The sequence below is a fragment of the Nocardioides potassii genome (genome assembly GCF_021648885.1).
GTDB classification, from domain to species: domain Bacteria; phylum Actinomycetota; class Actinomycetes; order Propionibacteriales; family Nocardioidaceae; genus Nocardioides; species Nocardioides potassii.
Genome location: NZ_JAKJHZ010000005.1, coordinates 489,080 through 513,127, shown reverse-complemented (window position 1 = coordinate 513,127; position 24,048 = coordinate 489,080). Strand labels below are relative to the sequence as shown.

The window sequence follows — 24,048 nt, the reverse complement described above, 5'->3', positions numbered from 1 at the left end:
CTGAGGGTTATAGTTATGTCAACCTCGTCGTGGTCACGACAGTAGGCAGCGGACCGTCGCCGTTCTCGGCGACACGCCGGACCGGCGGTGGGTGAGGCGGGTTTCCCGGGCTCGAGAGCCGCCTCACGCACCGCTCGCGTGCGCCGGCGACGCAGCGCGAGGTCAGGGCGTGGTGCGGTACGTCGGGTTGCCGGGGACGCTGACGTCGTAGAACGGCGCCTTCTGCGCAGCGAGCAGCTTGTCGACGACCTCGGCCTTGAGGGCGGACTCCTCCGCACTCCCCCACAGCACCTGGCGTCCGTCGCGCAGCGCGAGGGTGATCTGGTCGACGGTCTCGACCTCGACGTGGTCGACGCGGGCGGCCAGGTCCTCGGGGAGCGCCGCGACGACGGTGGCGGCCTCCTTGAGCGCGTCGGTGCCGGCCGCGCTGCCGGGGCGCACCCGCGGCATGCCGGGCGGCGCCTTCCGGTACTCGCGGAACACCACGCCGTCGGCGTCGAGCCCGCGCAGCCGGCCACCGAGCTCGACCACGGCGACCGGGGTGCGCTCGACGACCTCGATCCGTACGCCGTCGGGCCAGGTGCGGGTCACGTCGACCGACCTCACCTCGGCGAGCGCCCCCACGCGCGCGTCGGCGCGACTGAGGTCGACGAGGGCGAGGGGCTCCCCCAGCGGCACCTCGGCGACCTCGCGGATCCGGCCGTCGCTGAGCAGCTGGTTGCCGACCACCTCGACCCGCTTCACCTGCAGGGTGGTGGAGAAGAACACCAGCCAGACCGCGGTGCCCACGAGTCCGACGAGCACCACCGCCGCGAGCACGTAGCGCAGCGAGAGCCACCGGCGGGCCCACTGCCGGCGCGCGAAGCGGCGACGGGTGCGCCGCCCGGCGCGGTCCTCCGGATCCACTCAGGCACCGCCCGGCTCGAGCAGGTCGAGCACCCGCGGACCGACCGTCGTGATGTCGCCCGCGCCGAGGGTGATCACCAGGTCGCCCGGGCGGGCGCGCTCGGCCAGCACCTGGGCCGCGGCGCCGAGCCCGTCGACGTACGTCACGTGCTCGGCCGGCAGCGGCACGGCGCGTGCGACGAGGTGGCCGGTGACCTCGGGGTCGGGGTCCTCGCGGGCGACGTAGACGTCGAGCACGACGACCTCGTCGGCGCCACCGAGCGCGACGCCCATCGCCTCGCCGAAGATCCGGGTGCGCGAGACCAGGTGCGGCTGGAACGCCGCGACGACGCGTCCGTCAGCGGCGAGCGCGCGCGCGGCCTCGAGGTCCCCGCGGATCTCGACGGGGTGGTGGGCGTAGGAGTCGTAGACGCGCACGCCGGCCGCCTCGCCCTTGAGCTCCATCCGGCGACCCGTGCCGGTGAAGCCGGCGAGGCCGTCGGCCAGCGCGTCGAAGGAGAGCCCGAGCCGCAGGCCCATCGCGAGGGCGGCGACGGCGTCGAGGACGTAGTGGCGTCCGGGGATCCGCAGCCGCAGCTCGCCGAGGTCGCTGCCCGCCCGGCTGATCCGGCAGGTCGACGTCGAGCCGTCGAGCACGAGGTCGTGGATGCGGAGGTCGGCTCCGTCCGACTCCCCCACGGTGACGACGTCGAGCCCTCGCGCCCGCGCCGTCTCGGCGAGGTCGGCGGCACCGGGGTCGTCGAGGACGCAGACGACGAAGCCGTCCGGGTCGATCGTGGCGACAAAGTCGGCGAAGGCCTGCCGGTAGGCCTCCTCGGTCCCCCACGTGTCGAGGTGGTCGGCCTCGACGTTGGTGACGATCGCCGCGTGGGGGCGGTAGTGCAGGAAGGCGCCGTCGCTCTCGTCGGCCTCGGCGACGAAGAGGTCGTCGCTGCCGGCATCGGCGTTGCGACCGGTCGCGGTCAGCACGCCCCCGACGGCGTACGACGGATCGGTGCCGGCGGCGAGCAGGGCGGAGGTCAGCAGCCCGGTGGTCGTCGTCTTGCCGTGGGTCCCGGCGACGGCCAGCACCCGCGACCCCACCATCACCGAGGCCAGCCCAGCCGACCGGGGCAGCACCCGCAGGCCGCGGCGGCGGGCCTCGAGCACCTCGGGGTTGTCGTCGCGGGCAGCGGTGGTGACGACCAGGGTGTCGGCGTCGCCGACGTGGTCGGCGTCGTAGCCGAGGTGGCAGGTCACGCCGAGCTCGCGGAGCGCGGGCAGGAACGGGGTGTCGTGGTCGTCGCTGCCGGTCACGGGGATGCCGCGGCGGGCCATGATGCGGGCGATGGCCGAGATCCCGGCGCCACCGATGCCGACGCAGTGGACCCGGCCCAGGTCGGCGGCGGGCAGGACCTCGTCGGGGACGGGGATCTTCACGACGCGGTCCTCGCGGCGTCGACGACGATGCGGGCGAGCTTGTCGTCGGCGTCCAGCGCGATCACGCCCCGTGCGGCAGCGCCCATCGCGGCGAGCCGCGCCTCGTCGGTCAGGAGCCCCGGGACGCTGGCCGCCACCCACTCGGGCGTGAGCGCGGCGTCGGCCACGAGCAGCCCGCCGCCGGCGTCGACGACCGGGCGCGCGTTGAGGGCCTGCTCGCCGTTGCCGATCGGCAGCGGCACGTAGATCGCCGGCAGGCCGACACCGGAGACCTCGGTGACGGTGTTGCTGCCGGCGCGGCAGAGCACGGCGTCGGCGGCGGCGTAGGCGAGGTCCATGCGGTCGACGTAGGGCAGGACCACGTAGGGGGTGTCGCCCTGGTCCACGACGAGCTCGTGCTTCGGCCCGACGATGTGGAGGACCTGGACACCGGCGGTGGCGAGGTCGGCGGCGGCACCCGAGACGGCCGCGTTGATCCGGGCAGCCCCCTGGGAGCCGCCGGTCACCATGAGGACCGGCCGGTCGTCGCGCAGGCCGAACGTCGCGAGTGCCTCGGCGCGCAGCGCTGCCCGGTCGAGGGTCGAGACGAGCCGCCGGATCGGAAGACCGGTCCAGACGGCGTGGGGCAGGTCGGTGTCGGGGAAGCTCGTCGCGACGTGGCGCGTCATGCGGGCCCCGAGCTTGTTGGCGATGCCGGGGATGGCGTTGCCCTCGTGCACCACGATCGGGACCCTGCGCGTGCGGGCGGCGAGGTAGGCCGGGACCGAGACGTAGCCGCCGAAGCCGACGACGACGTCGGGACGCACACGGTCGACCACCTCGAGGGCGGCCGCGCGGGCGGCGCGCAACCGGGTCGGCACCCGGAGCAGGTCGGATCCGGGGCGACGCGGGAGGGGGACGCGGGGGATGTACTCGAGGGGAAGGCCGGCCTCCGGGACGAGCCGCGCCTCGAGGCCCTCGCGCGTGCCGAGGCAGGTGATCCCGGTCGTGGGGTCGAGCCGGCGCAGGGCGTCGGCCGTGGCGAGCAGGGGCGAGGTGTGGCCGGCAGAACCGCCGCCGGCGAGAAGGACGCGCATCGGCTCGATGTTAGTGGTGGGTGTGCGCAGCGAGACCGGCGGAGCGGTTGCGACGGCGAGCCGCCAGTGCGGCCGCGGCCTCCGGCTCGCGGCGCGCGAAACCGATGATCATCCCGAGGGCCACGAGCGACGGCAGCAGCGCCGATCCGCCGTAGGAGACGATGGGCAGCGGGATGCCGATGACGGGCAGGACGGCGAGCACCATCCCGACGTTGATCATCATCTGGCCGAGCAGCCAGACGATGACCCCGAAGGTGGCGTAGCGGACGAAGGGGTCCTTCGTGCTCAGCGCGACGCGGATGGCGGCGTAGGCGATCGTGAAGAACAGGCCGATCACGAGCAACGTGCCGACCAGGCCGAGCTCCTCGCCCAGCACCGCGAAGATGAAGTCGGTGTGCGCCTCGGGCAGGTCGCCCCACTTCTGCTGGGAGGCGCCGATCCCCTGTCCGAACCAGCCGCCGCTCGACAGCGCGAAGAGTCCGTGGGCCGGCTGCCAGCCCGCGTCGGTGTAGTCCTTGAACGGGTCGGAGAAGTGCGTGATGCGGTTGAGCCGCTCGGGGTCCATCGCCGCCAGCGCGACGGCGGCGGCACCGAGGACCGACAGGCTCAGCGCGAAGAGTCGCATGGGGGCACCGACCACCCAGAGCATGCCGAGCATGATCAGGCCCAGGACCATCGCCGTACCGAGGTCGCGCCCGACGAGGACGAGCCCGATCACGGCCATCAGGCCGGGCACCACGGGCACCAGCAGGTGGTGGAGCTCGCGGAGGCGGCGCTCCTTGTGGGCGTAGATGTTGGCGGCCCAGATGATGATCGCGAGCTTGGCGACCTCGGCCGGCTGCATCGTGAACGGGCCGACGGCCAGCCAGTTCTTGTTGCCGTTGACGTAGACGCCGAACCTCGCGACGAGGGCGAGCAGCGCCAGCGCGAAGATGAACCCGGGGTAGGCGAGCCGCCGGATGTGCCGGATCGGGAGGCGCGAGGCGACCCAGGCGCACGGCAGGCCGATGGCCACCCACAGCAGCTGCTTCTTCACCACGGCGTAGGAGTCGTCGTAGGTCAGGTAGGCCCGCACGCTCGACGCGCTCAGCACCATGATGACGCCGATGGTGAGCAGCAGGGCCGACGCACCGAGCAGCAGGTAGTAGGAGGCGAGCGGCTTGTCGAGCGCACCGCGCAGCGAGCGCCAGCCGGACAGGTAGGGGTCCAGGAGCCGGGCCACCGCCTCACGCCGTGAGCGCCACCAGCTCGGTCCGGCCGCTGCTCCGGTCGCGACGTCCTCGGGGTTCGCGGTGGTCACGGGTCGCGCTCCCCTCGGGACGTCGGTGGCTGTCGGGCTCAGGTGTCTGTGCTGCGGGCGATCCTGCGGCGTACGGCGTCCGCGAACTCCTCGCCGCGGTGGGCGTAGCTGGCGAACATGTCCATGGAGGCGCAGCCCGGTGCCAGCAGCACCGTGTCACCGGACCTGGCGAGCCCGGCGGCAGCGTCGACCACCCGCTCCATCGGGTCACCAGTCTCGTCGGCGCCCACATCGATGACGGGCACATCGGGCGCGTGTCGCGAAAGAGCGTCCGCGATGACCTGGCGGTCGCGGCCGAGCAGCACGACCCCGCGGAGCCGCTCGCGGGTCGCCGCGACGAGGTCGTCGAAGCGCGCGCCCTTCGCCAGCCCGCCGGCGACCCACACCACGTCGTCGTACGCCGTCAGGGAGGACTGCGCCGCGTGGGGGTTCGTGGCCTTGGAGTCGTCGACCCACGTGATCCCGTCGTGCTCCGCGACGAGCGCGATGCGGTGCCCGTCGGGACGGAAGCTGCGCAACCCGTCGCGGACCGCCTGCTGGCTCACGCCGTGGGCGCGTGCCAGCGCGGCGGCGGCCAGGGCGTTGGCGACGAAGTGGGGGGCCTGCGAGGCGAGCTCGTCGAGGGTGCAGAGCTCGGCGGCGCTCGTCGCGCGGCCCTCGATGAAGGCGCGGTCCACGAGCAGGTCCTCGACGATGCCCACGTCGCCGCTGGCGGGCGTGCCGAGGGTGAAGCCGACCGCGCGCGCCCCCTCGACGACGTCGGCCTCGCGGACCATCTCCTCGGTGGCCGCGTCGGCGAGGTTGTAGACGCACGCGCGCTGCACCCGCTCGTAGATGCGGGCCTTGTCGGCGGCGTAGTCGCGCATCCCGTCGGGTCCGTCGTACCAGTCGAGGTGGTCCTCGGCGATGTTGAGCACGGCGGCCGCCTCGGCCGACATCGAGTGGGTGTAGTGGAGCTGGAAGCTGGACAGCTCCACGGCCAGGACGTCGTAGGGCTCGGGGTCCATCACGGCCTCGACGATCGGCAGCCCGACGTTGCCGACCGCGGCGGCACGCAGGCCGGCCGCCAAGAGGATCGACTGCAGCATCTGGACGGTCGTGGTCTTGCCGTTGGTGCCGGTGACGCACAGCCAGGGCGCCGGGCTGTCCGGGTCGCGCAGCCGCCAGGCGAGCTCGACCTCCCCCCACACGGGGACCCCTCGCTCGACGGCCTGCGCGAGCAGCGGCGAGGTCGGCTTCCAGCCCGGCGAGGTGACCACGAGGTCGACGTCGTCCGGGAGCACGGCGGTGGCACCCGGCTCGAGGCGCACGGTCGCACCGAGCGTCCGGAGCAGCTCGGCCTTCTCCACCTTCGCCTCGCTGGTGGCGTCGTCGAGCGCGGTCACCTCGGCCCCGAGGAAGAGCAGGTTGTCGGCGGCGGCGTAGCCGGAGACCCCGAAGCCCGCCACGACGACGCGGACGCCGGACCAGTCGCTCGTGCGACCGAGGTCGTCGATGCGATCCCTATCCAACGCCGGCGACCCACTCGGCATAGAAGATGCCCAGGCCGGTGGCCACGGCGAGGCCGGTCACGATCCAGAACCGGATCACGATGGTGACCTGCTCCCAGCCGAGCATCTCGAAGTGGTGGTGCAGGGGGGTCATCCGGAAGACGCGGTGCCCGGGCTGGACGCGGAAGATGCTCCGGAACAGCCCGCTCGCCCGGCTGAGCTTGAAGACGGACACCTGGATCATCACCGACAGCGTGATCGCCACGAACAGGCCGCCGATGACGACGAGCAGCAGCTCGGTGCGGGTCATGATCGCCAGGCCCGCCATCGCGCCGCCCAGGGCGAGCGAGCCGGTGTCGCCCATGATGATCTGGGCCGGCGAGGCGTTCCACCACAGGAAGCCGAAGCACGCGCCGGTGAGCGCGGCGGCGACGACGGCGAGGTCGAGCGGGTCGCGGACCTCGTAGCACTTCGGCCCGGCCTCGAGGGCGCAGGACTGGCTGTTCTGCCAGATGTTCACGAGCGTGTAGGCGCCGAAGATGAACAGCGACGAGCCGGCCGCGAGGCCGTCGAGCCCGTCGGCGAGGTTGACCGCGTTGCTGAAACCGGTGACGACGAACCAGATCAGCAGCAGCGCCAGCACGGCGGGCAGGGCGAAGCGGTCGTAGTCGCGGATGAACGAGATGTGGTCCGAGGCGGGACGCCAGCCGCGCTCGTCCTCCAGCCACGGCGACAGCGCCAGCACGCCGAAGACCACGGCGACGACGGTCTGGCCGATCATCTTGGCGCGGCTGCGCAGGCCGGTGCTGTGCTGGCGGCTCACCTTGAGGAAGTCGTCGAGGAACCCGACGACCCCCAGGCCCACCAGCAGGAAGATCAGGAGCAGCGCGGAGGCCGTGGGGGCCTGGCCGGTGATCAGCTTGGCGGCGAAGTAGCCCACCACGGTCGCGAGGACGACGACCGCGCCGCCCATCGTCGGGGTCCCGCGCTTCACGTGGTGCGTGGTGGGTCCGTCGTCACGGATCGGCTGGCCGAAGCCCTGCCGGGTGAAGAAGCGGATCGCGTAGCGGGTGCCGAGCAGGGAGATCAGCAACGAGAGTCCGCCTCCGAACAGGATGGCTCTCATGTGGTGCTGCTCCCTTCCCCCTCGATGACGAGGAGCTCTTCGGCGATCGCTTCCAGCGCGGCCCCCCGTGATGCCTTCACCAGGACGACATCTGCAGCCGAGACATTGTGCCGCAGCCAGTCGGCCGCCTCGGCACGCCCCGCCGTGGTGATGGCCACACCGGGCTTCTCCGCGCCTGACGCCTCGTACCCCTGGGCGATCGCCGCGGCGACGGGCCCGACAGCCACGAGGACGTCGACGCCGACCTCGACGGCGTACTCGCCGACGCCGGTGTGCGCGGCGGCGCCCCCCTCCCCCAGCTCGAGCATCTCGCCCAGCACCGCGACCGTACGACGCCCGCTGCGGGCTCCGATGCCGGACAGCGTCTCGAGCGCGGCGCGGACCGACTCGGGGTTGGCGTTGTAGGCGTCGTTGATCACGACGAGGCCGTCGGCGCGCTCGGAGAGCTCCATCCGCCAGCGGCTGGCCGGGCCGGCGTCGGCCAGGGAGTCGGCGATCGTGTCGAGGTCGAGGCCCGCGGCCAGGGCCATCGCTGCGGCCGCAGCGGCGTTGCGCCACTGGAAGGCGCCGACCTGCGCGAGGTGCACGGTGGCCCCGGACCCCCGGTGCACGACGTCGAACGACTGCCGGCCGAGCTCGTCGACCGTCACGTCGCTGACGGCGACGTCGGCCGGCGGGGCGCCGAACGTCGTCACGCTCCCACGCGTGCGCGACGCCATCGCGGCCACCAGGTCGTCGTCGGCGTTGAGGACGGCGGTGCCGTCGGGGCCGAGCGCCTCGACGATCTCGCCCTTGGCCTGCGCGATCGCCTCACGGCTGCCGAACTCCCCGATGTGGGCGGTGCCGACGTTGAGGACGGCCGCGACGTGCGGCGGCGCGATCTGGCAGAGCTGCGCGATGTGCCCGACGCCGCGGGCGCCCATCTCCACGACGAGGTAGCGGGTGTCGGGCGTGGCGCGCAGGACGGTGAGCGGCACGCCGAGCTCGTTGTTGAAGTTGCCGCGCGTGGCGACGGTGGGGCCCGACTCGGCGAGCAGGTGGGCGAGGTAGTCCTTGGTGCCGGTCTTGCCCTGGGAGCCCGTCATGGCGAGCACGACGGTGTCGGGCAGTCGGTCGAGGACGTGCCGTGCGAGCCGGCCGAGTGCTGCCGTCACGTCGGGCACGACGACGGTCGGCAGGTCGGTGGGCCGGGTGCCGAGCGCGGCGACCGCGCCAGCGGCTCCGGCTGCGCCGGCGAAGTCGTGGCCGTCGACCCGCTCCCCCGCCAGCGCCACGAACAGGCCCCCGGCCTCGGGCGTGCGGGTGTCGAGGAAGGCGCCGCCGGTGACCGTCGCCTCGCCGTGCGCCTCACCACCGACGACGTCGGCGATCTCGTCGAGCGTCATCTCGATCATCGGGCCGCCCCCATCACGGCACGGATCTCCTCAGCGGCGACCACGCGGTCGTCGAAGGGGTGCACGACCGAGCCGACCTTCTGGCCGGTCTCGTGACCCTTGCCGGCGACCAGCACGACGTCGCCGGTGCGTGCTCGCCGTACGGCCTCACGGATCGCGAGCCGCCGGTCGCCCACCTCGACCACCTCCGCGTGCCCGCGGCGGGCCCCCTCGAGCACCGCTGCGCGGATGGCGGCGGGGTCCTCGGACCGCGGGTTGTCGTCGGTCACCACGACCACGTCGGCCGCGTGGGCGGCGATCTCGCCCATCACCGGGCGCTTCAGGGTGTCGCGGTCGCCTCCGGCGCCGATCACCGCGATCACCCGGCCGGACGTGAGCGGACGGAGGGCCGCGAGCACGGCCTCGAGGGCATCGGGCTTGTGGGCGTAGTCGACGACGACGGTGAAGTCCTGGCCGCACGACACCGGCTCGAGGCGCCCGGGGACGCCGCCCACACCGGCGATCCCGTCGGCGACGAGCTGCGGGTCCAGCCCGGCGAGCGCCGCGGACGCGATCGCGGCCAGCGCGTTGGACACGTTGAACTCGCCCGGGAGCCGCACCCCGGCGCGTACGTCGACCCCCGGCCCCAGCACCCGGAACGTGGCTCCGGTCGGGGTCAGGTCGACGTCGGTGGCCCGCCAGTCGGCGTCGGCCCCCCGTGAGGAGTACGTCGACATCGGGATGGTCGCGACGTCGAGCAGCCGGCGGCCGAACTCGTCGTCGACGTTGGTCAGCCCGGCCGCGGCGCGCTCGGGCGTGAAGAGGCTGGCCTTGGCGGCGAAGTAGTCGTCGACGTCCTCGTGGAAGTCGAGGTGGTCGCGACCGAGGTTGAGGAAGGTCGCCACGTCGAAGACGACCCCGTCGACGCGACCGAGGACCAGCGCGTGGCTGGAGACCTCCATCGCGCAGGTGTCCACGCCGCGCTCCGCCATGACGGCGAACAGGCCGTGGAGGTCCGGCGCCTCCGGGGTGGTGAGCTCGGTCGCGACGTCCTGGCCGGCGATCCGGGTGCCGACGGTGCCGATGACCGCCGCGGTCACGCCCGACGCCGCGAGGCCCTGCTCGAGGACCTGGGTGGTCGTCGTCTTGCCCTGGGTGCCGGTCACCCCGATCACCCGCAGCCGCTCGGCGGCGTCGCCGTAGATCGTGGCGGCGAGGCGGCCGAGGACGCGGCGCGGCTCGGGCACGACGAGGGCCGGGGTGCCGGCGGGCAGCCGGTCGAGGCCGGCGGGGTCGGTCAGCACACCGACGGCACCCGCCGCCAGCGCCTCTGCCACGAAGTCGGCCCCGTGGGCGCGGGCGCCGGGCAGGGCGGCGTACAGGTCACCGGGCTGCGTGCGCGCGGTGCTGAGCGAGATGCCGGTGACGGCGACGCCGAGGTCGCCGTGACGCTGGACGTCGCGCCCCGCGTCCGTGACCGCCGACTCCAGTCCGTCGGCCAGTCCGTCGGCCAGGTCGCCGAGCGACGTCGCGACGACGTGCCGCGGACGCGCGGCGATGACGGACTCGCCAGGACTCACCGGTCGAGCGTATCCACTCACCACTCGACGGGGAGCCGCGACGGCGTGCCGTTGGTGGGCTCGACCCCGTAGCGGCCGAGCACGTAGCCCATGATCCGGGAGAACACCGGGCCGGCGATCGAGCCGCCACCCCCGTCGACGCCGGGCGCGTGGACCACGACGTAGACGGTGAAGCGGGCGTCGTCGGCCGGCGCGAAGCCGCCGAACGACACCGTGGTGCTGCCGTCGTAGCAGCCGCAGTCCGGGTCGACGCGCTGGGCGGTGCCCGTCTTGCCGGCGACGAGGTAGCCGGGCACGGCGGCGCCGGGAGCGACGCCGTCCTCGGGGTCGAGCACACGCTCCATCATCTTCGCGGTGCCGCGGGCGGCCTCCTTGCTGACGACACGCGTGCGGGTGGTCGTGTCGGTGCCGACGGTCTGCCCCTCGTCGGTGACGGCGGAGCCGGAGATCAGGCTCGGCGAGACACGCACGCCCTTGTTGGCGATGGTGTTGACCGCGGCCGTCATCTGGAGGACGTTGACCGAGAGCGACTGACCGAACGCCACGCGGTCCTTGGTCTGCGACGTCATCTGGTCCCCGGGCGTGAGGATGCCCGGCGTCTCGCCGCTCACGCCGACGTTGGTCCGCTGGCCGAGGCCGAACTTCTTGAGGTACTCGACGAGCTGCGGCGGCGAGAAGGCGTCAGCCGCCAGCACCGTGCCGATGTTGGACGACTTGGCGATGATGCCGGCCAGCGTCAGGCGGATGTTGCCGTGGTCGAACCAGTCGCCGATGACGCGGTCCTGGCGCGCCAGGTCGGGCGGCACCTTGAACTTCTGGCGCGGGAAGGCCTTGCCGGCGTCGATCAGCGACGACACGGTGAGCACCTTCTCCACCGACCCGGGCTCGTAGGTGTCGGTCATGCCGCGGGAGACCCGGTCGTCAGCCTTCACCCCGGGAGCGGTCGGGTCGTTGGCGTCGAAGGTGGGGACGTCGGCGAAGGCGAGGACCTCGCCGGTGCGGGTGTCCATCACGGCGGCAGAGGCGCTCTTCGCGCGGTACTGCCGCACGGCCTGGGCGAGCACCTTCTGGGTGAACCACTGGAGGTCGCCGTCGATGGTGGTGCGCAGCGGGGTGCCGTCGCGCGGCTCCTTCAGCGTGCTCTCGCGCAGCGGGATGCGGACGCCCTTGCCGGACGTGGACTGCCAGGTGGCCAGGCCGTCCGTGCCGGCGAGCTGCTTGTCGAAGGTGCGCTCGAAGCCGCCCAGCGGCTCGTCGGTGCCCATGTAGCCGATGAGGTTGGCGGCGACGTCGCCCGCCGGGTAGTCGCGGATCGGGTCGTCCTCGAGCGAGATGCCCTCGAAGCCGTCCGCCTCGAGCTCGTCGAGGGTGTCGCTCGCCAGCGTGCTCGGCACCCGCCGGGCGACGTACTCGAAGCGGCTGCCGGTCTTGCGGCCCCGCAGGGCGTCGAGGGTCTTGAAGTAGTCGATCGACAGCCGGTCGGACAGCAGGCGGGCCAGGTCGGGCGCCGTGCCGGCGGTCAGCACCGGGTCCGCGATGACCATCTTGCCGCGGATCGAGTCCGCCAGCGGTACGCCGTTGCGGTCGAGGATGTCGCCGCGCTCGGCCTCGAGCGTGAGCCGCGCCGAGCCCTCCGCCGCGGCCATGGCGGCGTACGACTTCGGGTCCATGCCCTGCAGCTGCACCAGCCGCGCACCGAAGAACGACAGGACCATCGCGATGAGCACGAACCCGATGCGCAGCCGCATCATCGGAGCGCCTCGCGAGGCGCCGCGCTTGCCGGTGGCCCGGGTGCTCACTGGTGTCCTCATCTCCTGCGCTCGTGGTGCGCTTCCCTGGCCGCGTCACGGGTGCGACGGGGCGTGTCGACGAATGTAGGTGGGGCGGGACGCGGATCGACGCGCCCGCGCCGTCAGCGGTTGCGGTTCTTGCGTGCCTGCTTGTTCTTCTGCGGCTTGGAGTCGGCGCCTGCGGTGGCCTGCGTGTCGGCCTCCGTCGTCGTGGTGGGGTCCGTCGTGGTCGGCGCGGGGACCTCGACGACGGTGGGCGCCGGGGCGAGGATCGCCGGCTTGGGCGGGGCGGGGGGCTCGAGCTGGATGGACTGGTCCGGGGTCGACGGCGTACGGACGCCCGTGGTCTTGCCGGTCCGCAGGTCGAGGAAGACAGGCGCGGCCGGGATCACCATCCCCATCGACTGCGCCTGCTCGGCCACCCGCTGCGGGTTGCGCAGGTCGTCGAGCTCCATCCGCAGGGTCTGCTCGCGAGCCGCCAGCGTGTCCGCCTCGGTCTGCAGCGCCGAGGCGGAGAACGACGCCTGCTGCATCGAGGTGTTGAAGAGGAGGAGGCCGACGATGCCACCGACGAGCACCAGGCTGACCAGCGTCACGAACGGCACCCGCGGCGCCCGGCTGCGGACCCGCGGGACGACCGTGAGCCGCGCCTTGTCGACGGCCTCCTGGGCGAGCCGGCTGACGCGGGTGCGGGGCTGCAGGACGGGACTGCTCATCTGACGACTCCTGGGGGAAGGTGACGGGAGCTCTTGGCGCTGGGTCCGGTGCTGCCGGCGGCGGGCAGGACGCGCTCGACGGCGCGGAGGCGTACGGAGGCGGCGCGCGGGTTCTCGGCGATCTCGTGCTCGTCGGCCTGCTCGGCGCCGCGGGTGACCAGCCGCAGCGCCGGCTCGGCCCCCTCGGGCACGAACGGCAGGTCCGGGGGCACGTCGAGCCGGGTGGCGTCGGTGAACGCCCGCTTGACCAGGCGGTCCTCCAGCGAGTGGTAGGACTCGACGACCACCCGCCCGCCGACGCCGATCGACTCGATGGCGGCCGGGATCGCCCGGCGGAGCACGGCGAGCTCGTCGTTGACCGCCATCCGCAGCGCCTGGAAGGTCCGCTTCGCGGGGTGGCCGCCCGTGCGCCTCGCCGGCGCGGGGATGGTGGCGTAGAGCAGCTCGACGAGCTCGGCGCTCCGGGTGAAGGGCGCGGACTCGCGGCGTCGTACGACCTCGCGGGCGATCTTGCTCGCGAACTTCTCCTCGCCGTAGTCGCGCAGGATGCGGGTCAGCTCCTGCGGCGTCGCGGTGTTGAGGAGCTCGGCGGCGGTCTGCCCCGTCGTGGGGTCCATCCGCATGTCGAGCGGCGCGTCCTCGGAGTAGGCGAAGCCGCGGTCTCGGACGTCGAGCTGCATGGAGGAGACGCCGAGGTCGAAGAACACGGCGTCGGCGTGGTCGAGGCGGAGCGAGGCGAGCACCTCGGGCAGCTCGTCGTACACCGCGTGGACGGCGGTGAACCGCTCGCCGTGGGCGGCGAGCCGCTCGCGCGACATCTCGAGGGCGGTCGGGTCGCGGTCGATGCCGACGACCCTCGCCTGCGGGAGCCGCTCGAGGACGGCCTCGCTGTGGCCGCCGAGGCCGAGCGTGCAGTCCACGTAGACCGAGCCGGGTGCCTCGAGGGCAGGCGTCAGGAGGGCGACGACCCGGTCGAGGAGCACCGGGGCGTGGCTGGGAGAGCTCATCGAGTCAGGCCCGTCTCAGCCTTGGGATCCCAGGTAGGTCAGCAGCAGCAGCCCCAGCGCGATCGCGGACGCGGTGGCTGCGGAGAACGCGATCAGGGCGGCCGCCTCGCGCGCCTGGTCGCGCACCCGCAGCGGCGTGCCCGCTGCGGTGCGTCCCCAGGGCTGGGTGGTGCTCATGGTCTCGACCCCACTCGTTGTTGCCGGGTGCTGCTGGATGGTGGTGCTGGCTGGAGCTGCTGGGTGGTGCTGGGTGGTGCTGGGTGGTGCTGGGTGGTGCTGGGTTGTGCTGGGTGGAGCTGGTGCTGGCGGTGCGGCTGACACGCCCCGACGACGTGGCGCGGGGTGAGCCGCCGCACCAGGTCCCTGCCCGCTCCCTGGCTTGGGGAGGCCCTCTGGTGCCGGGGAAGTGCCCCAGATGGCCTGCGAGGGAGCGGGCTCGAGACCTGGTGGTGCGGGTCGCGATGTCTGCCGTGTGGAGTTGTCGGTCCTGCCCGGGCGTCCGGGTGGTGGTGCGGGTGGTTCAGATACCGGGGAAGACCTCGTCGCTGAGCTCGGAGAACTTCTGCTCCTGCTCCTCCGAGTAGGTCGCCCACGCGGTGGGGTCCCAGATCTCGATCCGGTTCATGGAGCCGATGACGACGCACTCCTTGCGGAGCGAGGCGTACTCCCGCAGCGGTGCCGGGATGTTGATGCGTCCCTGCTTGTCCGGCACCTCCTGGCTGGCGGCGGCGAACAGCATGCGGACGTAGTCGCGGGTGCTCTTCTGCGTGACCGGCGCCTCGCGGAGCCGGTCGGTGAGCTTTCCGAAGTCCTCCATCGACCAGACGGTGAGGCAGCGCTCCTGTCCCCTGGTCACCACGAGTCCCTCCGTCAGCTCGTCCCTGAACTTCGCCGGGAGGAAGAGGCGGCCCTTCTCGTCGAGCTTGGGCGTGTAGGTGCCGAAGAACATCCGGCACCTCCACTGGCTCGGCGGGAAGATCGACCCTGTCCCCCACTTCGCACCACATTACTCCACTTCACTCCACCGTCAACCGAAACGCGGGAAGTCCACGCGTGAATTTGGGTGGTCCGGTCCGGTGCACGTGCCGGGCGCTCCCCGCTCCCCCGGGCGCGCCGAGGGGCGCTGCTGAGCGTGGATCGACCGTGGGCACGGTGTCCGAGGCCGCAGGTGGAGGGCCGGTGGGGGACGGTGGGCACCGGTGGTGGTGGAAAGTGGAGCGCAGTCCGGTAACGGTCCGCGTCGAGGTCTCCGACCCGTCGCGCGGGGCGGGTATGTTGCGCGCACCACATACCGTGGGGAGCGCGGGTGATCCTGCGCTCGCGATGGCGAGTGCTACGAGGGGATGGCAAGACGTGACCACAGGGCCGACTGGGGCGCCGAACGGCACCACCTACGGACAGGCACCGGACCTGGACACCGTGCGCCGGGTGACCGGTGCCGTGCGCCAGAACATCGAGCGCGTGATCGCCGGCAAGCCGGACGTCGTCAACGCCGCCCTGGTCGTGCTGCTCGCCGAGGGCCACCTGCTCATCGAGGACGTGCCCGGGGTCGGCAAGACCCAGCTCAGCAAGGCGCTGGCCCGCAGCATCGACTCCACGGTGCGCCGCATCCAGTTCACCCCGGACCTGCTGCCGTCCGACGTCACCGGCGTCTCGGTCTTCAACCAGGACACGCGCGAGTTCGAGTTCCGACCCGGCGGGGTCTTCGCCAACATCGTCGTCGGCGACGAGATCAACCGCGCGTCCCCCAAGACGCAGTCCGCGCTGCTCGAGGCCATGGAGGAGCGCCAGGTCACCGTCGACAACGCGACCTACACGCTCGAGAAGCCGTTCATGGTGATCGCCACGCAGAACCCGATCGAGATGGAGGGGACCTACGCCCTCCCCGAGGCCCAGCGCGACCGCTTCATGGCGCGGGTGTCCGTGGGCTACCCGGTCGAGTCCGCCGAGATCGCCATGCTCGAGGGGCACACCGCGCACAACCCGCTGGACGACCTGGAGCCCGTGACCGACGCGGGCGAGATCCGCAAGGTCATCGACATCGTGGGCCACGTGCACGTCTCGCCGGCCGTCCAGCGCTACGCGGTCGCGCTGACGACGGCCACCCGCCAGAGCAACGACCTGCACCTCGGCGCCTCGCCCCGCGCCACGCTCCACCTGGTGCGGGCCGCCAAGGCCGTCGCCGCGACCCAGGGCCGCGACTACGTCCTCCCCGACGACATCCACGGCATCACGTCACCGGTGCTCGCGCACCGGTTGCTGCCCAATGTCGAGGCGACCATGAGCGGGCGCACCACCGCCTCGATCCTCGCCGGGATCGTGGAGTCGGTGCCGGTCCCCTCGGCGTCCCGCTGAGGGGCAACCGTGCGTGAGGCACTCGGAGCACTGACCGTCCGCGGACGGGCGTTCCTGGCCGCGGGCATCACGACGACGGTCGCGGCGATCATCGTCGGCCACTCGTCCGTCGTACGCATCGGCGTGCTGGTGGCCGCACTCCCGCTCCTCACCGCGTGGTGGGTCGGCCGCTCGCGCTACCGCCTCGCCCTCGTGCGCACCGTGGCGCCGCAGCTCGTCTCGGCCGGACAGCCCGCCACGGTCGAGCTCACCGTCTCCAACGAGTCGCGCACGCCGACCGGCGTGCTGCTGCTCGAGGAGCGCCTCCCCTACGTGCTCGGCACGCGCCCGCGCTTCGTTCTGGAGGGGCTCGGCCACGGCTGGCGGCGCCATGCGACGTACGCCGTCCGCTCCGAGCTGCGCGGGCAGTTCGACATCGGTCCGATGTCGGTGCGCGTCACCGACCCGTTCGGCCTCGTCGAGCTGGGTCGCACCTTCCACGCCACGTCCCGCCTGACCGTCACGCCGCGCACTGTCACGCTGCCCGCGATCCCGCTCGGCGGTGCGTGGACCGGCTCGGGCGACAACCGGCCGCGCGCCTTCGCCACCGGCAGCGCGGAGGACGTCACGGTCCGGGAGTACCGCCGCGGCGACGACCTGCGCCGCGTCCACTGGCGCAGCTCGGCGCGCGTCGGCGAGCTGATGGTGCGGCGCGAGGAGCAGCCGTGGCAGTCACGTGCCACGGTGTTTCTCGACAACCGCGGCACCTCCCACCGCGGACAGGGCGCGGCCAGCTCGCTCGAGGGCGCCGTGTCGGCGGCGGCGTCGATCGCCGTCCACCTGACGCATCTCGGCTACACCGTCCGCCTCGTCACCGCCTCGGGCGACAGCCGCGAGACGCAGTGGCACTCCCAGACCGCCCAGGCCAGCACCGTGCCGCTGCTCGAGGCGCTGGCTGTCGTCCAGCTCGACCACTCCCCCGCACCGGACACGCAGTGGCTGTCCGAGCCGGGTCACGGAGGGCTCGTCGTCGGTGTGTTCGGCGGGCTCGGCGACCCCGATCTGGCGTTCCTGCGACGGCTCCAGCACCACGCGTCGTCCAGCCTGGCGATCGCGCTCGACGTCGACGCGTGGGCTCCGCACCTGCCGGTCCAGCCCGGCGTGGGAGCCGCCGCCCACCTCACCGCGACGGGCTGGCGCTCGGTCACCCTCGGTCCCCGTGACCGCCTCGACACCGCCTGGCAGGAGCTCGGCCTGATGCAGAGCCGCGCCACGGCCTCGGCGGGGGCAGCGCGATGAGGGCGTCCGGCCGCGGGTCCTCCTCCAGCCTCCCGCAGCAGCTGCGCACGGCCGGCGTCGCTCTGCTGGCCGCCTGGGCCACCGTGCTGTCGTGGCGCGTGCTGACCGCCGGCTTCGCCGAGGTCGGCTTCCCGCTCCTGTTCATCGGCGTCGTCCTCGCGGGCGGCGGGGCCCTGGCCCGCTGGTACCGGATCCACCCCCTCGCGGTCGTCGCGGGCCAGCTGGTGCTCGGCGCGCTCCTGGTCCTCGGTACGACGACCGGGTCGCCCCTGCCCACCCCGGACAACGTCGACGCGTTCCTCGCGGCGATCGACGCCGCCCTGGAGAGCTCGCGCAGCTATGCCGCGCCCGTCCAGGCCGGTGTCCCTCCGGTGCACGCGCTGCTGCTGATCGGCGGCACGCTCGTGGTCGTCGCCGTCGACGTGATCGCCTGCACCCTGCGCCGCGCACCCGTGGCCGGGCTCGTGCTGCTGGCGGCGTACACCCTGCCGGTGGCGGTGACGGGCGAGTCGGTCTCCTGGTGGCTCTTCGCCGTCGTGGCCGGGCTGTTCCTGACCCTGGTGTTCCTCCAGCACAGCGACCACGTCACGAGCTGGGGTCGCGCTCCCGACGGCGAGAAGGGGTCGTTCTCGGTGCGCACCGGGGCGATCGGCAACACCGCCCTCGCCCTCGGAGCCGCGTCGATCGCCCTCGCCGTCGTCGTACCCGCGGGGGTCCCCACGATGACCATGAGCGTCTTCGACGGCAACGGTCCCGGCACGCGTGAGGTCGAGGTGAAGGACCCGATGGTCGACCTGCGCCGTGACCTGCAGCGCGGCGAGGACATCGACCTGATGTCGGTGACGACCTCGGGTCCGAAGCCGTCCTACTTCCGGCTCTCGGTGCTGGCCCGCTTCAACGGCTCCCAGTGGACGCCCGGCGACCGCGACATCCCCGACACCCAGACGGCCACCGGGACCCTGCCCCCGCTCGACGGGGTCGCGACGAGCGTGAAGCGGCGTGAGTTCACCTACGACGTCCGGATCGGTCCGGACTTCCGCTCATCGTGGCTGCCGACGACCGCCCAGACCACGCGCATCGCGGCCAGCACCGACTGGCGCTACGACATCACCACGCGCGACTTCATCGCCGCCAAGGACGACGTGACGGCTGCCGACACGAGCTACAGCTTCACCGGCGCCCAGCTGACCTACGACGCGGCGTCGATGAACAACGCGGTCTCGGGCGCGGGGTCCGTGGCGGGCATCTTCACCGACGTGCCGCCCAGCCTGAGCAACCAGATCCGGCGTCAGGCGGCGATCGTGACCGCGGATGCACCGACCCGCTTCCAGAAGGCGCAGGCCCTGCAGCAGTGGTTCCGCGAGACCGGCGGCTTCCGCTACGACCAGGCGCAGGTGGAGTCCGCCGGCGACGGCGGCGCCGACCTGCTGGCCTTCCTGAACGACAAGGTCGGCTACTGCGAGCAGTTCGCGGCGACGATGGCCATCATGGCGCGCACGCTCGGGATACCGAGCCGCGTGGCCGTCGGCTTCCTCGAGCCGACGAGGGCCGCCGACGGGTCGTGGGTGTTCTCCGCGCACGACCTGCACGCGTGGCCCGAGCTCTACTTCCCCGGCTCCGGCTGGGTGCGCTTCGAGCCCACGCCGCAGGCGCGGGCCGAGGAGGTGCCCGGCTACACGACCGCCGAGTTCGCCCCCGAGCCGACGACGCCCACGCCGACCGCCAGCCAGTCGAGCGAGGACCTGCCCCAGCGGTCCGAGAGCCCCAGCGCCGACTCCGGCTCGGCCGACGAGGACACCTCGTCGCTGCCGTGGGCGCAGGTGCTCGGCGCCCTGGCCGGACTCGCCCTGGTCGCGCTGCTCCTCCTCACCCCCCGTCTCGTCCGCAGCTCTCGGCGTCGCCGCCGGATGGCCGGCGACATCGAGGACCTCTGGGTGGAGCTGCGCGACGTCGCGACCGACCTCGGCCACGCCTGGCCGGCCGGCCGCTCACCGCGCCGCGCCGGCGAGTGGCTCGGACGGCTCCTGGCGGCGACGGTCGCCGGCTCCGGACGACCGGACCGGCCGCGCCGCGGCCGGGACCAGGCGCCCGAGGCCGCCCAGGCGCTCGACCGCCTCGTGACGGCGCTCGAGCGCAGCCGCTACTCCCGCGACCCGGAGTCCTTCACCGCCGACCGCTACGCCGACGACGCGCGACTCGTGGAGGAGGCACTCGCCGCCGGCGTCACTCCGCGCGAGGAGCGCCGGGCCCAGTGGTGGCCGGCCTCGGTCGTGGGACGTCGTACGACCTCGTGGCGCCCGCGGCGCTCCCGCGCCGCCCAGACCCGGACGCCGGTCGACCACGAGACGAGCGAGACGGTCGACGAGCTGGTCGGCTGACGTCGAGCCGGCTCATCTGTTCGCTCGATCGGCACTGAGTCGGCTCGTCCGTGCGCCGGCTGCTGCACGGTGGCGCCGACCCGCCGCTGATCGGGCGTACATCCGCGCCGCCTTCGCGCCCCTGGGGCGCACGTCCGCGCCGCCTCGCTGGCAAGGGACTACGCGGCCAGAGGGCTCATGACGAGCCCGGAACGCGACGGAAGAAGGTCAGCGGCGGGTCAGAAACCGCGGTCGCGGCGGCGACGCCACCGCTCTTCCACGCGCTGCATGAACGGGGTGCCCGAGCGCTGCCGGGACGGGCGGTGCGGGCGGCCACCGTCGACGACGCCGAAGCCGCTCCGACCGGAGGCGCGCACCTTGGGCGACGCAGCCGCGGGGTTGCGGGCCGAGGTCAGTGCCAGGATCGCGCCGCCCAGCATCACGACGAAGCCGAGGACACCGACGATCGTCTGGACGATCGCGGTGAGATCCAGCAGCACGGCCGCGATGAGCAGGCCGATGCCGGCGACGAGGACGACGCCACCGATGACCATCCGGCGACGCGCAGCTCGCTGGAACGACGTGCCGCGGAGGGTGGAGGCGAGCTTGGGATCCTCCTCGACGAGGGCGCGCTCCATCTGCTCGAGCATTCGCAGTTCTTCCTCGGAGAGCTCCACGGTTCCTCCTCACCTCTCGTCGCCAAGTCTAGGCACGTGTTGTGGCCCACGGTAGGCGTCCTGTCGAAATTCACCCCGACGCAGGGACCGGTTCTGCCGCACACGGGTCGCGGGGGGTCATCGACCGCGGGCACGGACCCCGACCAGGCTCGCCGGACGCACGGCCGACGAGCCGAACCGGCGGGTCGCCCGGTCGACCGCGCGGTCGGCCTCGGGCCACCCGTGGTCGGGCTCGTCCAGCGCGAGCTGGTGGTGCACGGTGGCGCGGGGCACCAGCCCCTCCACCCGTACGCCGACCAGGCGCAGACGCTGGCCCGTGAGGCCGAGCGCGTCGTAGAGCCGCGTGACCTCGCGGTGGATCTCCACCGTCACGTCGGTGGCCTCGGGCTGCGTGCGCGAGCGGGTGATGGTGGTGAAGTCGGAGAACCGGACCTTGAGGGTGATCGTCCTGCCGGCCACGCCGGCCGCCCGCATCCGGCCCCCGACCTTGGCGCAGAGCCGGAGCAGCTCGCGCACGATGACGTCCCGGTCGGCGATGTCACGGGCGAAGGTCTCGTCGGCCCCCATCGAGCGATCGGGCTCGTAGGGACCGGAGCGTGGTGTCAGCTCGCTGCGGTCGGTCCCCCACGCGAGGTGGTGCAGCTGCGTGCCGAGGTGGCTGCCGACCGCACGCCGGAGGTCCTGCAGGGGCGTGTGCGCCACGTCGCCGACGGTCCGGAACCCACGTCCGTGCAGCAGGACCCGGGTCTTCTCCCCCACCCCGAAGAGCTCGCCCACGTCGAGCGGGTGCAGGAACGACGTCACCTGCGAGGGGGGCACCACGATCACCCCGTCCGGCTTGGCACGCCTGCTGGCGAGCTTGGCGACCGACACCGACGCGGCCACACCGACCGAGCAGGTGATGCCCTGCTCGTCGTGGATCGTCGAGCGCAGCCACTCCGCGATCTCGCCGGGTGGACCCAGCCGCCGCGTCGAGCCGCGGACGTCGAGGAACGCCTCGTCGAGGGAGATCGCCTCGACGAGGGGCGTGACCTCGCGGAAGGTCGCCATCACCGAGGCCGACACCGTGCTGAACGTGTCGTAGTCGGGGGCGAGGACCACGACGTGGGGGCAGAGTCGTCGCGCGCGCGTCATCGGGACGGCCGAGCGGATCCCGTAGCGACGGGCGGGGTAGTTGGCCGCGAGCACCACGCCACGCCCGCTGCCGCCGACGACGACCGGCTGGTCGACGAGGTCGGGGCGCTCGCGGAGCGCGACGGAGGCGTAGAACGCGTCCATGTCGACGTGGAGGATCGGCGTGGCGACGACCTCGTCAGGCGCGCCGGCCATCACGCTGGCCCGGGAACGTCAGCGCCGCGCGATGACGTGCAGCTGGGCCGCGAGCGGGAGGTACTCGGGACGCGAGGCCACGGCCTGCTCGAGCTCGACGAGCGCGGCCGTGGCCCCGGGCTCGAGGTCCAGCAGGCTGCCGGGAACGAGGTCGGCGAAGACGCGCACGGCCTGGACGGAGGTCGGTTCGAGCCCGGCACCACCGAGGAGGTCCACGACCTCGTCGTGGGTGAACCGGCGTCCACCACGACCCGCCCCGGCGACCGAGGCGTCCCCGTCGAGCAGCTCGCGGGCCGCCTGGAAGTGGCCGGCCATCGCGCGGGCGACGACGGCGGCGTGGCGCTGGGCGACGAGCAGGCTGAGATGGCCACCGAGGCCGAGCACGCCGGCGATGGCCACCAGCGAGGCGGCCGGGTCGTCGACCATCTCGAGGACGCCGTGGCAGAGCACCAGGTCGGCCTCCTCGACCAGGTCCGGGAGGTCGGCCAGGTCGCCCTGCTGGCCGGAGACCAGGTCGGCGACACCGCGCTCGCGGGCGCGCCGGTCGAGGGAGGCGAGGGCGTCCGGGCTGGGGTCGATGACCTGCACGCGGTGGCCGAGCTCCGCCAGGGGCACCGCGAAGCCGCCGGTCCCGCCACCGACGTCGACGATCCGTGCCTGTCGGTCACCGCCGCGGGCGTCCAGCACGGCGCGCACCCCGTCCCACGCCACGCCGGTGCGGACGGAGTGGCGGCGGTCGCTGGCGGAGGGCTGGGCCATGCGGCCAACCCTAGTGCGCGTGGCGACCGGGGCCGGGGGCAGTTCACGCCACGCTGACGTGCGGCACCAGCCCCAGCGCCTGCTCGACGATCGCCAGGAACCTGTCGGCATCGCGGACGAGGTCGTCGGCCTCGCGCTCGGACACCGCGCGTGTCGAGCCCGCCTCCGCGGCGGCTCGCTTGGCGGCGCCGGCCGCGAAGAAGCTCGCCCACTCCGACAGCTCGGGCGCGACCTCGGCGAGCAGGACCCACGCGTTCTTCTGGCGCCGCCCGCGCGGAGCCGGCCGGGCGCGCGCGGCGAGCAGGGCGGCAGCGGCGCAGAGCGCCGCGACGTGGGCACAGGCGTAGCGGGTGGGCACGTCCCGCGCCGCGATCGCGTCGCGCAGCGAGGTCGCCGAGCGCTCGAGGTAGGAGTGCGCGGTGGCCGGCAGCATGTGGGGACCGGCAGGCGGGCTGACCGGCGCCTGGTGACGAGGACTCATCGCCGTCATCCCCTCAGTCCTGGGACCCGACGAGCTGCCAGCGCCCGTCGGCCCAGTCGAGGGAGAGGTCGAACACTCCGTGGCTCGCGGAGTGGCCACCGGAGTGGCCGTCGGTGTCGGCATCGGCGACCCGGAGCCCCCGGCCCGCCTCCACCCGCCACATCTCACGCTCCGCGGTCCCCGTGCCCCCCGGCTCGGACGTGCTCGCTGCCGGGCGCCACGCCCCGGCCTCCACCCAGTGCGCGACGACCGCGCGCACCTTCCACAGCCGGCCGCGCCACAGGAACTGGTCGGGGTCCTCCGCCTCACCCCGTCGCACCTCGACGGGGTCGTCGTACTGCCTCATCGTGCCTCCCTTCGATCTCGCTCGCCGTCGCCTCGACCCCGGGCCGACCCGGGCGGGGCGGGGGTCGAGGTCCGCCGCCACCCGGGTCGCATCGAACACGTGTTCGAACACCACGAACGGTACTACCCGCCACCGACAGCGCGTCAAGAGCCGGAGGCCGGTCGTCGGAGGACAGGCAGGCGGCGGGAGTCAGTCGCGCAGGAAGGCGGTGGTGTCGCGCTGCCAGAGGAAGTAGGAGAGGACCAGGCCCTCGACGATCACGAGGGCGGACAGGACGACGAAGATGACCGGGAGGTGGTTGGCGAGGCAGACCGCGCCGACGAGGACGCCGACCCCAGCGGTCGCCGTCAGCACGAACCGGGTCCAGGGGTGGCCGCCGAGGAAGAACGAGCCGAGGACCATGGCGAGCAGCGCGAAGCCCACGAAGGCCACGATCGCGAGCGCCACGAAGCCGGGGACGATCGGGCTCTCGCGCAGCTGCTCGATCCCGCCCTGGTCGAGCATCTCCTGGGCGGACGGGTTGCCCTTCGCCCAGCCGAGGATGACGTCGTCGCTCAACAGCCAGATCAGCAGGGTGATCACACCCGAGGTGGCCACGATGAGCCCCAGCACCCGCACGGCGTTGGCCACTGAACCGGGCACGTCGCGCGCCATCCGTCACTCCCTGAAGTTCGTCGCTGAGG

22 protein-coding genes are annotated in these 24,048 nt (G+C 73.2%); 3 read left to right on the top strand and 19 right to left on the bottom strand.

Translation table 11 applies throughout. The features are described from left to right. Window positions 1-162: 162 nt before the first annotated feature. The 13 genes from L2K70_RS06950 to mraZ form a co-directional block, all read right to left on the bottom strand. Entirely contained in the window at window positions 163-906 is a 744-nt protein-coding gene (locus L2K70_RS06950; RefSeq protein ID WP_236400702.1) for a cell division protein FtsQ/DivIB, read from the bottom strand. Further along, a complete protein-coding gene (gene murC, locus L2K70_RS06945) occupies window positions 907-2,325 on the bottom strand; it encodes a UDP-N-acetylmuramate--L-alanine ligase (RefSeq protein ID WP_236400700.1) in 1,419 nt (472 codons plus the stop codon). Then, the gene (gene murG / locus L2K70_RS06940; protein WP_236400698.1) at window positions 2,322-3,401 is read right to left on the bottom strand and encodes an undecaprenyldiphospho-muramoylpentapeptide beta-N-acetylglucosaminyltransferase; all 1,080 of its coding nucleotides are present in this window, start codon (window positions 3,399-3,401) and stop codon (window positions 2,322-2,324) included. The genes murC and murG overlap by 4 nt, the downstream gene beginning before the upstream one ends. A gap of 10 nt (window positions 3,402-3,411) precedes the next feature. Next, window positions 3,412-4,701: a putative lipid II flippase FtsW gene (gene ftsW, locus L2K70_RS06935; RefSeq protein WP_236400696.1), complete on the bottom strand. Its 1,290-nt coding sequence runs from the start codon at window positions 4,699-4,701 to the stop codon at window positions 3,412-3,414. 38 nt (window positions 4,702-4,739) lie between these two features. Next, on the bottom strand, window positions 4,740-6,212 hold the full coding sequence (gene murD, locus L2K70_RS06930) for a UDP-N-acetylmuramoyl-L-alanine--D-glutamate ligase (RefSeq protein WP_236400694.1): 1,473 nt from the start codon (window positions 6,210-6,212) through the stop codon (window positions 4,740-4,742). Beyond that, a complete protein-coding gene (gene mraY, locus L2K70_RS06925) occupies window positions 6,205-7,317 on the bottom strand; it encodes a phospho-N-acetylmuramoyl-pentapeptide-transferase (RefSeq protein WP_236400693.1) in 1,113 nt (370 codons plus the stop codon). Before mraY ends, murD begins: the two co-directional genes overlap by 8 nt. After that, window positions 7,314-8,711, bottom strand: coding sequence for a UDP-N-acetylmuramoyl-tripeptide--D-alanyl-D-alanine ligase (locus L2K70_RS06920; protein WP_236400691.1), 1,398 nt, complete (start codon window positions 8,709-8,711; stop codon window positions 7,314-7,316). Before L2K70_RS06920 ends, mraY begins: the two co-directional genes overlap by 4 nt. After that, the gene (locus L2K70_RS06915; RefSeq protein ID WP_308195747.1) at window positions 8,708-10,270 is read right to left on the bottom strand and encodes a UDP-N-acetylmuramoyl-L-alanyl-D-glutamate--2,6-diaminopimelate ligase; all 1,563 of its coding nucleotides are present in this window, start codon (window positions 10,268-10,270) and stop codon (window positions 8,708-8,710) included. The genes L2K70_RS06920 and L2K70_RS06915 overlap by 4 nt, the downstream gene beginning before the upstream one ends. A 17-nt stretch (window positions 10,271-10,287) precedes the next feature. Further along, the gene (locus L2K70_RS06910) at window positions 10,288-12,069 is read right to left on the bottom strand and encodes a peptidoglycan D,D-transpeptidase FtsI family protein (RefSeq protein ID WP_236400689.1); all 1,782 of its coding nucleotides are present in this window, start codon (window positions 12,067-12,069) and stop codon (window positions 10,288-10,290) included. Between the two features lie 113 nt (window positions 12,070-12,182). Next, on the bottom strand, window positions 12,183-12,776 hold the full coding sequence (gene ftsL, locus L2K70_RS06905; protein ID WP_236400687.1) for a cell division protein FtsL: 594 nt from the start codon (window positions 12,774-12,776) through the stop codon (window positions 12,183-12,185). Beyond that, a complete protein-coding gene (gene rsmH, locus L2K70_RS06900) occupies window positions 12,773-13,783 on the bottom strand; it encodes a 16S rRNA (cytosine(1402)-N(4))-methyltransferase RsmH (protein WP_236400685.1) in 1,011 nt (336 codons plus the stop codon). The genes ftsL and rsmH overlap by 4 nt, the downstream gene beginning before the upstream one ends. A gap of 15 nt (window positions 13,784-13,798) precedes the next feature. Then, entirely contained in the window at window positions 13,799-13,960 is a 162-nt protein-coding gene (locus tag L2K70_RS06895; protein WP_236400683.1) for a hypothetical protein, read from the bottom strand. A gap of 343 nt (window positions 13,961-14,303) precedes the next feature. Next, window positions 14,304-14,732, bottom strand: coding sequence for a division/cell wall cluster transcriptional repressor MraZ (mraZ, locus tag L2K70_RS06890; protein WP_236400681.1), 429 nt, complete (start codon window positions 14,730-14,732; stop codon window positions 14,304-14,306). A gap of 374 nt (window positions 14,733-15,106) precedes the next feature. Here mraZ and L2K70_RS06885 point away from each other — a divergent pair, with 374 nt between their 5' ends. Genes L2K70_RS06885 through L2K70_RS06875 form a run of 3 tightly spaced genes read left to right on the top strand, consistent with a single transcriptional unit; the run spans window position 15,107 to window position 19,794 of the window. Further along, window positions 15,107-16,138 (top strand): AAA family ATPase, encoded by a 1,032-nt coding sequence (locus L2K70_RS06885; RefSeq protein ID WP_268930183.1) that lies wholly within the window; start codon window positions 15,107-15,109, stop codon window positions 16,136-16,138. A gap of 9 nt (window positions 16,139-16,147) precedes the next feature. Next, window positions 16,148-17,416, top strand: a complete 1,269-nt coding sequence (locus L2K70_RS06880) for a DUF58 domain-containing protein (RefSeq protein WP_236400678.1) — start codon at window positions 16,148-16,150, stop codon at window positions 17,414-17,416. After that, complete coding sequence (locus L2K70_RS06875) at window positions 17,413-19,794, top strand: transglutaminase TgpA family protein (RefSeq protein WP_236400676.1); 2,382 nt, start codon at window positions 17,413-17,415, stop codon at window positions 19,792-19,794. The genes L2K70_RS06880 and L2K70_RS06875 overlap by 4 nt, the downstream gene beginning before the upstream one ends. A gap of 218 nt (window positions 19,795-20,012) precedes the next feature. Here the strand turns inward: L2K70_RS06875 and L2K70_RS06870 are convergent, their stop codons facing one another. The 6 genes from L2K70_RS06870 to L2K70_RS06845 form a co-directional block, all read right to left on the bottom strand. Next, window positions 20,013-20,450: an SCO2097 family morphological protein gene (locus L2K70_RS06870; RefSeq protein ID WP_236400674.1), complete on the bottom strand. Its 438-nt coding sequence runs from the start codon at window positions 20,448-20,450 to the stop codon at window positions 20,013-20,015. Between the two features lie 117 nt (window positions 20,451-20,567). Then, entirely contained in the window at window positions 20,568-21,779 is a 1,212-nt protein-coding gene (gene dinB / locus L2K70_RS06865) for a DNA polymerase IV (protein ID WP_236400672.1), read from the bottom strand. Between the two features lie 18 nt (window positions 21,780-21,797). Then, window positions 21,798-22,538, bottom strand: a complete 741-nt coding sequence (locus L2K70_RS06860; protein WP_236400669.1) for a methyltransferase domain-containing protein — start codon at window positions 22,536-22,538, stop codon at window positions 21,798-21,800. Window positions 22,539-22,581: 43 nt separating this feature from the next. Then, entirely contained in the window at window positions 22,582-23,019 is a 438-nt protein-coding gene (locus tag L2K70_RS06855) for an SAV_6107 family HEPN domain-containing protein (RefSeq protein WP_236400667.1), read from the bottom strand. Between the two features lie 13 nt (window positions 23,020-23,032). Continuing rightward, entirely contained in the window at window positions 23,033-23,365 is a 333-nt protein-coding gene (locus tag L2K70_RS06850; RefSeq protein WP_236400666.1) for a DUF6504 family protein, read from the bottom strand. A 189-nt stretch (window positions 23,366-23,554) separates the two neighbouring features. Then, window positions 23,555-24,019: a hypothetical protein gene (locus tag L2K70_RS06845; RefSeq protein WP_236400664.1), complete on the bottom strand. Its 465-nt coding sequence runs from the start codon at window positions 24,017-24,019 to the stop codon at window positions 23,555-23,557. Between the last annotated feature and the right edge of the window lie 29 nt (window positions 24,020-24,048).

What these genes read in the sequence shown, in the direction of transcription:
- mraZ (WP_236400681.1), bottom strand. Translation starts at nt 14,732, where the DNA reads ATGTTCTTCGGCACCTACACGCCCAAGCTCGACGAGAAGGGCCGCCTC.
- rsmH (WP_236400685.1), bottom strand. Translation starts at nt 13,783, where the DNA reads ATGAGCTCTCCCAGCCACGCCCCGGTGCTCCTCGACCGGGTCGTCGCC.
- L2K70_RS06885 (WP_268930183.1), top strand. Translation starts at nt 15,107, where the DNA reads ATGGCGAGTGCTACGAGGGGATGGCAAGACGTGACCACAGGGCCGACT.
- L2K70_RS06855 (WP_236400667.1), bottom strand. Translation starts at nt 23,019, where the DNA reads ATGAGTCCTCGTCACCAGGCGCCGGTCAGCCCGCCTGCCGGTCCCCAC.
- L2K70_RS06850 (WP_236400666.1), bottom strand. Translation starts at nt 23,365, where the DNA reads ATGAGGCAGTACGACGACCCCGTCGAGGTGCGACGGGGTGAGGCGGAG.
- L2K70_RS06920 (WP_236400691.1), bottom strand. Translation starts at nt 8,711, where the DNA reads ATGATCGAGATGACGCTCGACGAGATCGCCGACGTCGTCGGTGGTGAG.
- L2K70_RS06895 (WP_236400683.1), bottom strand. Translation starts at nt 13,960, where the DNA reads ATGAGCACCACCCAGCCCTGGGGACGCACCGCAGCGGGCACGCCGCTG.
- L2K70_RS06845 (WP_236400664.1), bottom strand. Translation starts at nt 24,019, where the DNA reads ATGGCGCGCGACGTGCCCGGTTCAGTGGCCAACGCCGTGCGGGTGCTG.
- murG (WP_236400698.1), bottom strand. Translation starts at nt 3,401, where the DNA reads ATGCGCGTCCTTCTCGCCGGCGGCGGTTCTGCCGGCCACACCTCGCCC.
- mraY (WP_236400693.1), bottom strand. Translation starts at nt 7,317, where the DNA reads ATGAGAGCCATCCTGTTCGGAGGCGGACTCTCGTTGCTGATCTCCCTG.
- L2K70_RS06875 (WP_236400676.1), top strand. Translation starts at nt 17,413, where the DNA reads ATGAGGGCGTCCGGCCGCGGGTCCTCCTCCAGCCTCCCGCAGCAGCTG.
- L2K70_RS06860 (WP_236400669.1), bottom strand. Translation starts at nt 22,538, where the DNA reads ATGGCCCAGCCCTCCGCCAGCGACCGCCGCCACTCCGTCCGCACCGGC.
- ftsL (WP_236400687.1), bottom strand. Translation starts at nt 12,776, where the DNA reads ATGAGCAGTCCCGTCCTGCAGCCCCGCACCCGCGTCAGCCGGCTCGCC.
- dinB (WP_236400672.1), bottom strand. Translation starts at nt 21,779, where the DNA reads ATGGCCGGCGCGCCTGACGAGGTCGTCGCCACGCCGATCCTCCACGTC.